The organism is Mesorhizobium sp. M0894 (assembly GCF_040319725.1).
Classification (GTDB): domain Bacteria; phylum Pseudomonadota; class Alphaproteobacteria; order Rhizobiales; family Rhizobiaceae; genus Mesorhizobium.
Window position 1 is genome coordinate 574,499 of record NZ_JAMYOG010000003.1, and the last position, 6,643, is coordinate 581,141.

Here is a 6,643-nt window from a genome sequence, read left to right on the forward strand (position 1 = left end):
ATGCTAACCACAACACCATGGCACAGAAGAAAGCATACGAGGTCGATTCATGGCTCGCGAAGCCGGATCCGCGCGTCTCGATCGTGCTGCTTTACGGTCCCGATCGCGGGCTGGTCGCCGAGCGGGCAAAGGCCTTTGCCGCCAGGACCGGCCTGCCGCTCGACGATCCGTTCTCGGTGGTCAGGCTGGACGGATCGGAGGTCGATCGCGACGAGGGCCGCCTGCTCGACGAGGCGCACACCGTGCCGATGTTTTCGGAGCGGCGCCTGCTATGGGTGCGCAATGCCGGCGCTCAGAAGGCGCTTGCCGACGACGTCAGGGCGCTGACCGCCGAGCCGCCGCGCGATGCCATTATCCTGATCGAGGCCGGTGACCTGAAGAAGGGCGTCGGCCTGCGCGCCGTGGTGGAGGCGGCGGACAATGCCATGGCTCTGCCTTGCTACGCCGATGAGGCCAGGGACATTGACACGGTCATCGACGACGAACTGCGCAAGGCTGGCATGTCGATGACGCTGGAGGCGCGGCAGGCGCTGCGCCGCAACCTCGGCGGCGACCGGCTGGCCTCGCGCGGCGAGATCGAAAAGCTGGTGCTTTATGCGCATGGCCAGGCCGAAATCGGCCTCGACGACGTCAAGGCGACATCCGGCGATGTCTCCGGCCTCTCCTTCGATGCGGCCGTCGACGCCCTGCTCGAAGGCAGGATCGCCGACTTCGACAGCGCCTTCACCCGCCATTGCCAGTCTGGCGGCCAGCCCTTCCTGGTGCTTTCATCGGCGATGCGGCAGTTGCAGACGATCCAGGCGATGCGCGGCCTGATCGACGCCGGCGGCCGCAATGCCGCTTCGGTCGTAGCCGCGGCGCGCCCGCCGGTGTTTTTCTCCAGGCGCAAGCTGGTCGAGAAAGCCCTCGAACGCTGGAGCAGCGAGGCGCTCGGCCGCGCCCTGACCCGCTTGCAGACGGCGGTGCTGCAAACGCGCCGGCGGCCCGATCTGTCGATCGCGCTGGCACGCCAGGCGCTGCTCGGCATTGCCGTGGAAAGCGCAAGGCTGGCGCAGAGGTAAGCTCGCTTCGAGCAGATGGCAGCTTCAACTCAGTCGGAGACGACAATCATTGAGGCTGGCGCCGCCCCTCATGCCCTACCGGGCATTTCTCCCCGTAAACGGGGAGAAAGAAGCCGGCCGCAACGCCGGCACCTTCTTGCAATGCTGGAGATCGGCAAAACCGTCGAAGACAGCGCCCTTCTCCCCGTCACTATACGGGGAGAAGATGCCGGCAGGCAGATGAGGGGCGGCGCCAACACCCCGAACAGGAGCGAATTCTTGTCAGAACGGCAGTCGATTCACGAGTAGTTTGCCGGCTAAGGTACCGGGCCATACCTACTCCCGCTTCAGCCTGCGGCAAAGCTCATCGAGTTGCTCCAGCGTCCGGTAGGCGACGCTGATCACGCCGCCGCGCTGGTTGTGCTCGATCGTGACGATCATGCCGATCGTGCTGGTCATCTGCCGCTCCAGCGCCAGTGTATCGGCATCCTTTTGCGGCGGTGCGGCGGGTTGGCGTTTTGCCGCCGGCGCGCCGACCGGCATCTGCGCCAGCGCCTCGGCCTGGCGCACCGAAAGCCCCTCATCGATGATCCGCTTGGCGAGCCCGGCCGGGTCGTCGGCCGTCACCAAGGTACGGGCGTGGCCGGCCGACAGCGCCCCATCGACCAGCATGTCGCGAATGACGTCGGGCAGCTTGAGCAGCCTCAGCGTGTTGGCGACATGGCTGCGGCTCTTGCCGATCACCTGGCCGAGATCGGCCTGGGTATAGCCGTGGTCGTCGATCAGCTGCTGGTAGCCCAGCGCTTCCTCGACCGGGTTGAGGTCGGTGCGCTGGACGTTTTCGATGATCGCCAGTTCGAGCGCCGTGCGATCGTTGACATCGCGCACAATGATCGGGATTTCGGTCAGCCCGGCGCGTTGCGCCGCACGCCAACGACGCTCGCCGGCGATAATCTCGTAGCGGCCCGTTTGGGTTTTCGACGGCCGCGCCACCACCGGCTGCACCACGCCGTGTTCGCGGATCGACTGGGCGAGGTCGGTCAGGTCGGCGTCGCCAAAATGCCGCCGCGGGTTTTTCGGGTTAGGGCTGAGGAACTCGATCGGCACCTTGCCGTCGGCCGCCCGCCCCGGCTTTTCCGGTGCCGCCGGGCGATCGATTTCGCCGATCAATGCGGCTAGTCCCCGTCCCAGTCTCTTTCTCGAAGGGTCTTCGTTCATCGTCCGTCCAGATCGTTTCGGTATCGAATCGCTTGTTGGCTACTGTTAGGCGGCACGCAATTTGCGCTCGCGGCGGATCACTTCCGAAGCAAGCTGCAGATAGGCCTGGCTGCCCGAGCATTTGAGGTCGTAGAGAATCGCCGGTTTGCCATAGGACGGCGCCTCGGAAACGCGGACATTGCGCGGGATGACGGTTTCATAGACCTTATCGCCCATATGCGCCCGCACATCCTGCACCACCTGGTTGGCGAGATTGTTGCGCCCGTCGAACATCGTCAGCACTATGCCCTGGATCGTCAGATCGGGGTTGATTGAACGGCGCACCTGCTCGACCGTCTCCAACAGCTGGCTCAGGCCCTCCAGCGCGAAGAATTCACACTGCAGCGGTACCAGCACCGAATCGGCCGCAGCCATCGAATTCAGCGTCAGCAGATTGAGCGAAGGCGGGCAATCGATCAGCACATAGCCGAAATTGGCCGAGCGCTCGGCCGAAGCCCGCAGCGCATTGCGCAGCCGCAGCACCCGATCCGGCGCCGAGGCGATTTCCATCTCGATGCCGAGCAGGTCGAGTGTCGACGGCACGATCGACAGGCCGGGCACCGCCGTCGGGATCGCCGCCGCTTCCAGGTCGAGTTCGCCGGTCAGCACATCATAGGAGGAGACGGTGCGGTCGCGCCGGTCGATGCCAAGCCCGGTGCTGGCGTTGCCCTGCGGATCGAGATCGACGATCAGCACCTGTTCGCCTATGGCGGCCAGCGCGGTGGCCAGATTGATGGCCGTCGTCGTCTTGCCGACGCCACCCTTCTGGTTGGCGACGGTGATGATTCGGGGGCCGTTCTTCATCATGGGTCTATGCCAGAAATTCATTCGGGGTCGCCGGTCACTAACCAGGGTGCTGTCGCAAGTCGGATATTTCGAGAACGACGCCCTGCGCGTCGGTTACACTGGTATGTTCTACCAGATCGAAAGACCATCGTTGAGCGCTTTCTGCCACTTCGGCGCGGTAATCCCGGCCTTTGTGAAACAGGCCGCGCGCGCCCTTCGTCAGCCACGGCGCCGCCAAGTCGAGCAAGGTCGGCAACGACGCAAGCGCCCTGGCCGTGACGATTTGTGGTGCAGGAACAAGAGGATAGCTGTCGTCTATGCGCCGCGCGATGACCTTGGCAGGCAGGCTGAACTGTCCGACGACCGCTTGCAGGAACGATGCTTTTTTCCGGTTGCTTTCAACCAGGTCGATGCTGGCCCCTTCACGCTCGACCAGCAGAAAGGCCAGCACAAGCCCGGGAAAACCGCCGCCGGAGCCGAGATCGACCCAGCGCTTCGCGTCCGGTTTGATTCGCGCCAGCTGCGCGCTGTCGAGGATGTGGCGGCGCCAGACATCGTCCTGCGTCGATTGCGCGGCTAGATTGATCCGGCGATTCCATTTCTGGAAGACGGCCTCGAACTCGACCAGACGACCGAATGTTTCACGTGAAACCGGGCCTGCTGCCTGTTGCAGGTTCGCCCAGGACGCAGCGCTCACGCGACCTGCTTTCGCGCGGCCGCCTCGGCGTTGCGGACATGCGCGACGATAATCGCCAGCGCCGCCGGCGTCATGCCTTCCATACGCTGCGCGTCAGCGATGGAACGCGGCTGGCGTGCCAGCATCTTCTGCTTCAACTCATTGGACAGGCCGGGAACAGAAGCAAAGTCGAGCGACTCGGGAATAAGCCGGCTCTCCTCATGCCTGATCTGCGAGACGTCGGCCTGCTGGCGGTCGAGATAGACGGAATATTTGGCTTCCGTTTCAAGACGTTCGGCCGTTTTGGCGTCGATAGCGCCAAAAGCAGGTTCGATGCGCCCCAGCCAGGCGATATCGACGCCGGGATAGGCCAGCAACTCATAGACCGAGCGGCGCACGCCGTCCCGGTTGATCTCGAGCCCATGGCGCGCCGCCTCATTGGGGGTCATCGTGGTGCCGAGGGCGAGCTGCCGCGCCTTCTCAAGGTCTTGCACGACAGTGTTGAACCGTTGCGTTCGCTCCGGCGAGGCGATCCCCAGTCTCATCGCCAGCGGCGTCAGCCGCTCATCGGCATTGTCCGCACGCAGCGACAGCCGGAACTCGGCCCGCGAGGTGAACATGCGGTAGGGCTCGGCGATGCCGCGGCTGGTCAAGTCGTCGACCATCACGCCGATATAGGCTTCGGTGCGGCTCAGCACGATTTCATCGCTCGCCGACGCCTTGCGCGCCGCATTCAAGCCGGCAAGCAGCCCTTGCGCGCCAGCCTCCTCGTAGCCGGTGGTTCCGTTGATCTGGCCGGCGAGGTAAAGCCCGGCGATCCGCTTGGTTTCCAGCGTCGGCTTGAGTTCGCGTGGGTCGACATGGTCATATTCGATGGCATAGCCGGGCTGCAGCATCGTTGCCCGCTCCAGCCCCGGAATGGTTTTCAGGGTGTCGAGCTGTACGTCCTCGGGCAGCGAGGTCGAGATGCCGTTCGGGTACACCGTGTCGTCGTCGAGCCCTTCTGGCTCCAGAAAAATCTGGTGGCCTTCGCGGTCACCGAACTTGACGATCTTGTCTTCGATGGACGGGCAATAACGCGGCCCGACGCCTTCGATTGACCCCGAATACATAGCCGAGCGGCCAAGATTGGCGCGAATCAGCTCATGCGTGACATTGGTCGTGCGCGTAATCCCGCAATGGATCTGCGGGTTTTCGATGCGGTCGGTGAGCAGCGAGAACGGCACGGGATCTTCATCCGCCGCCTGGCTCTCAAGCGACGCCCAATCGATCGTCCTGCCGTCCAGCCGCGGCGGCGTGCCGGTCTTCAGCCGCCCGAGCCTGAAGCCGGCGCGGCTCATCGTCGCCGACAGGCCGATGCTCGCTTGCTCGTTCATGCGGCCGGCGACGATTTTCTTCTCGCCAATATGAATCAGCCCGCGCAGAAAGGTGCCGGTCGTCAGCACCACGGCGCCACAGGCGAGCCTGCTTCCATCCGCCAGCAGCACCGCCGCGATGCGCCCATCGTCGATTTCCCCGTCATTGATGTCGAAGTCCAGCACCTCGCCTTCAATGACATCGAGGCCGGCCTGCTGCCGGATTGCCGCCTGCATGGCGAGCCGATAGAGCTTCCTGTCGGCTTGCGTCCGCGGACCGCGGACCGCTGGCCCCTTACGACGGTTGAGCAGACGGAACTGGATGCCAGCCGCATCGGCGACGCGCCCCATCAGCCCGTCCATGGCATCGATCTCGCGAACCAGATGGCCTTTGCCGAGGCCGCCAATCGCCGGGTTGCAGGACATCACGCCGATCGTGTCGAAGCGCAGCGTCACCAGCGCGGTTCTGGCGCCAGCCCGCGCGGCAGCACTGGCCGCCTCGCACCCAGCATGGCCGCCACCCACCACAACCACATCATAGCGATTGGTCATCTGTATCTTCCGGTTCGAATCTGCCGACACATGTGCCCGCCGGGACGAGCTGTCAAGAACAGAGAGGCTTCAGGCGCATAACTGCGCTGACCATTGCAGATAGAGAACGCCCGGCGCTGCCCTGTCTGCCTTCTCCCTTTGTGGGAGAAGGTGGATTGGCGCGCAGCGCCAAGACGGTTGAGGGGTGCTGGACGGATCACCGTCGGTGCCAAGCTGGAACACCGCTCATCCAACCGAACTTCGCTTGGCCACCTTCTCCCACACGGGACCTGTTGCGCAGTCATGAGCAAAAGCTTGCGGCGGCGGGGTTGCGGCGGTTGTTCGCTTGTTTGCGGGGGATTTGACGTCTTGTTTGGGGTTTCAGGCGGTCGTCCGACCCTGTATGGGCGGACTCAGGCGCACCTATCCCGCGATAGCGGCCCATCGGCGCATGTTGAAGGCGATCGCCGCCATCGTCACCTGGGCGGTCGCCTTGGCCAGCCCGACATAGCGGATCGTGGTCAGCTTCATGCGGCACTTGAGGGTAGCAAAGGTGGTCTCCACCGCCGCCCGGCGTCTTGCGATCAAGCGATTGTAGTGCTTGAGACGCGGCGGCAGCTGCGGATGATGCTTGTTGGGGCGGCGCGCGATGCGCACCTTCTTGCCTTCGGCCTTGAGCCGGGCGCGGCGGGCATGGGTGTCGTAGGCGGCGTCCGCCCAAACCGTCTTCTCGTCGCCGCAGATCAAGGTGTCAGCCACGACCGTGTCGTTGACGTTGGCTGGTGTGGTGATCACCGTGCGGATCAGGCCAGAGCCCTCATCCACCCCGACATGAGCCTTGTAGCCGAAGGTGAAGCCGCCCTTGCCCTGCCGCGCGGTAATGCGGGCATCTGGATCCTTCGACGGCCGCTCAAGCGTCGGCGGTGACGAGACCGCATTGATCAGCGTGGCATCCAGCATCGTGCCACGCTTCAGGATCACGCCGGCCTTCTCCAACT

General features: G+C 64.4%; 6 protein-coding genes. 1 reads left to right on the forward strand and 5 read right to left on the reverse strand.

Annotated features, from left to right (window positions below; all coding sequences use genetic code 11):
* Positions 1–17 precede the first annotated feature (17 nt).
* Entirely contained in the window at positions 18–1,061 is a 1,044-nt protein-coding gene (gene holA, locus NKH91_RS09165) for a DNA polymerase III subunit delta (RefSeq protein WP_352845432.1), read from the forward strand.
* 315 nt (positions 1,062–1,376) lie between these two features.
* Here the strand turns inward: holA and NKH91_RS09170 are convergent, their stop codons facing one another.
* The 5 genes from NKH91_RS09170 to NKH91_RS09190 form a co-directional block, all read right to left on the reverse strand.
* A complete protein-coding gene (locus NKH91_RS09170) occupies positions 1,377–2,258 on the reverse strand; it encodes a ParB/RepB/Spo0J family partition protein (RefSeq protein WP_352845434.1) in 882 nt (293 codons plus the stop codon).
* Positions 2,259–2,303: 45 nt separating this feature from the next.
* A complete protein-coding gene (locus NKH91_RS09175) occupies positions 2,304–3,104 on the reverse strand; it encodes a ParA family protein (RefSeq protein ID WP_084642633.1) in 801 nt (266 codons plus the stop codon).
* 37 nt (positions 3,105–3,141) lie between these two features.
* Positions 3,142–3,780: a 16S rRNA (guanine(527)-N(7))-methyltransferase RsmG gene (rsmG, locus tag NKH91_RS09180; RefSeq protein WP_352815940.1), complete on the reverse strand. Its 639-nt coding sequence runs from the start codon at positions 3,778–3,780 to the stop codon at positions 3,142–3,144.
* Complete coding sequence (gene mnmG, locus NKH91_RS09185; protein WP_352845436.1) at positions 3,777–5,666, reverse strand: tRNA uridine-5-carboxymethylaminomethyl(34) synthesis enzyme MnmG; 1,890 nt, start codon at positions 5,664–5,666, stop codon at positions 3,777–3,779. The genes rsmG and mnmG overlap by 4 nt, the downstream gene beginning before the upstream one ends.
* Before the next feature lie 402 nt (positions 5,667–6,068).
* The coding region (locus tag NKH91_RS09190; protein WP_352883879.1) for an IS5 family transposase at positions 6,069–6,643 on the reverse strand (575 nt) is incomplete at its 5' end.

Bases quoted from the DNA above. Each gene is read 5' to 3' on its own strand.
- holA (WP_352845432.1), top strand. From the start codon at position 18: ATGGCACAGAAGAAAGCATACGAGGTCGATTCATGGCTCGCGAAGCCG.
- NKH91_RS09170 (WP_352845434.1), bottom strand. From the start codon at position 2,258: ATGAACGAAGACCCTTCGAGAAAGAGACTGGGACGGGGACTAGCCGCA.
- NKH91_RS09175 (WP_084642633.1), bottom strand. From the start codon at position 3,104: ATGATGAAGAACGGCCCCCGAATCATCACCGTCGCCAACCAGAAGGGT.
- mnmG (WP_352845436.1), bottom strand. From the start codon at position 5,666: ATGACCAATCGCTATGATGTGGTTGTGGTGGGTGGCGGCCATGCTGGG.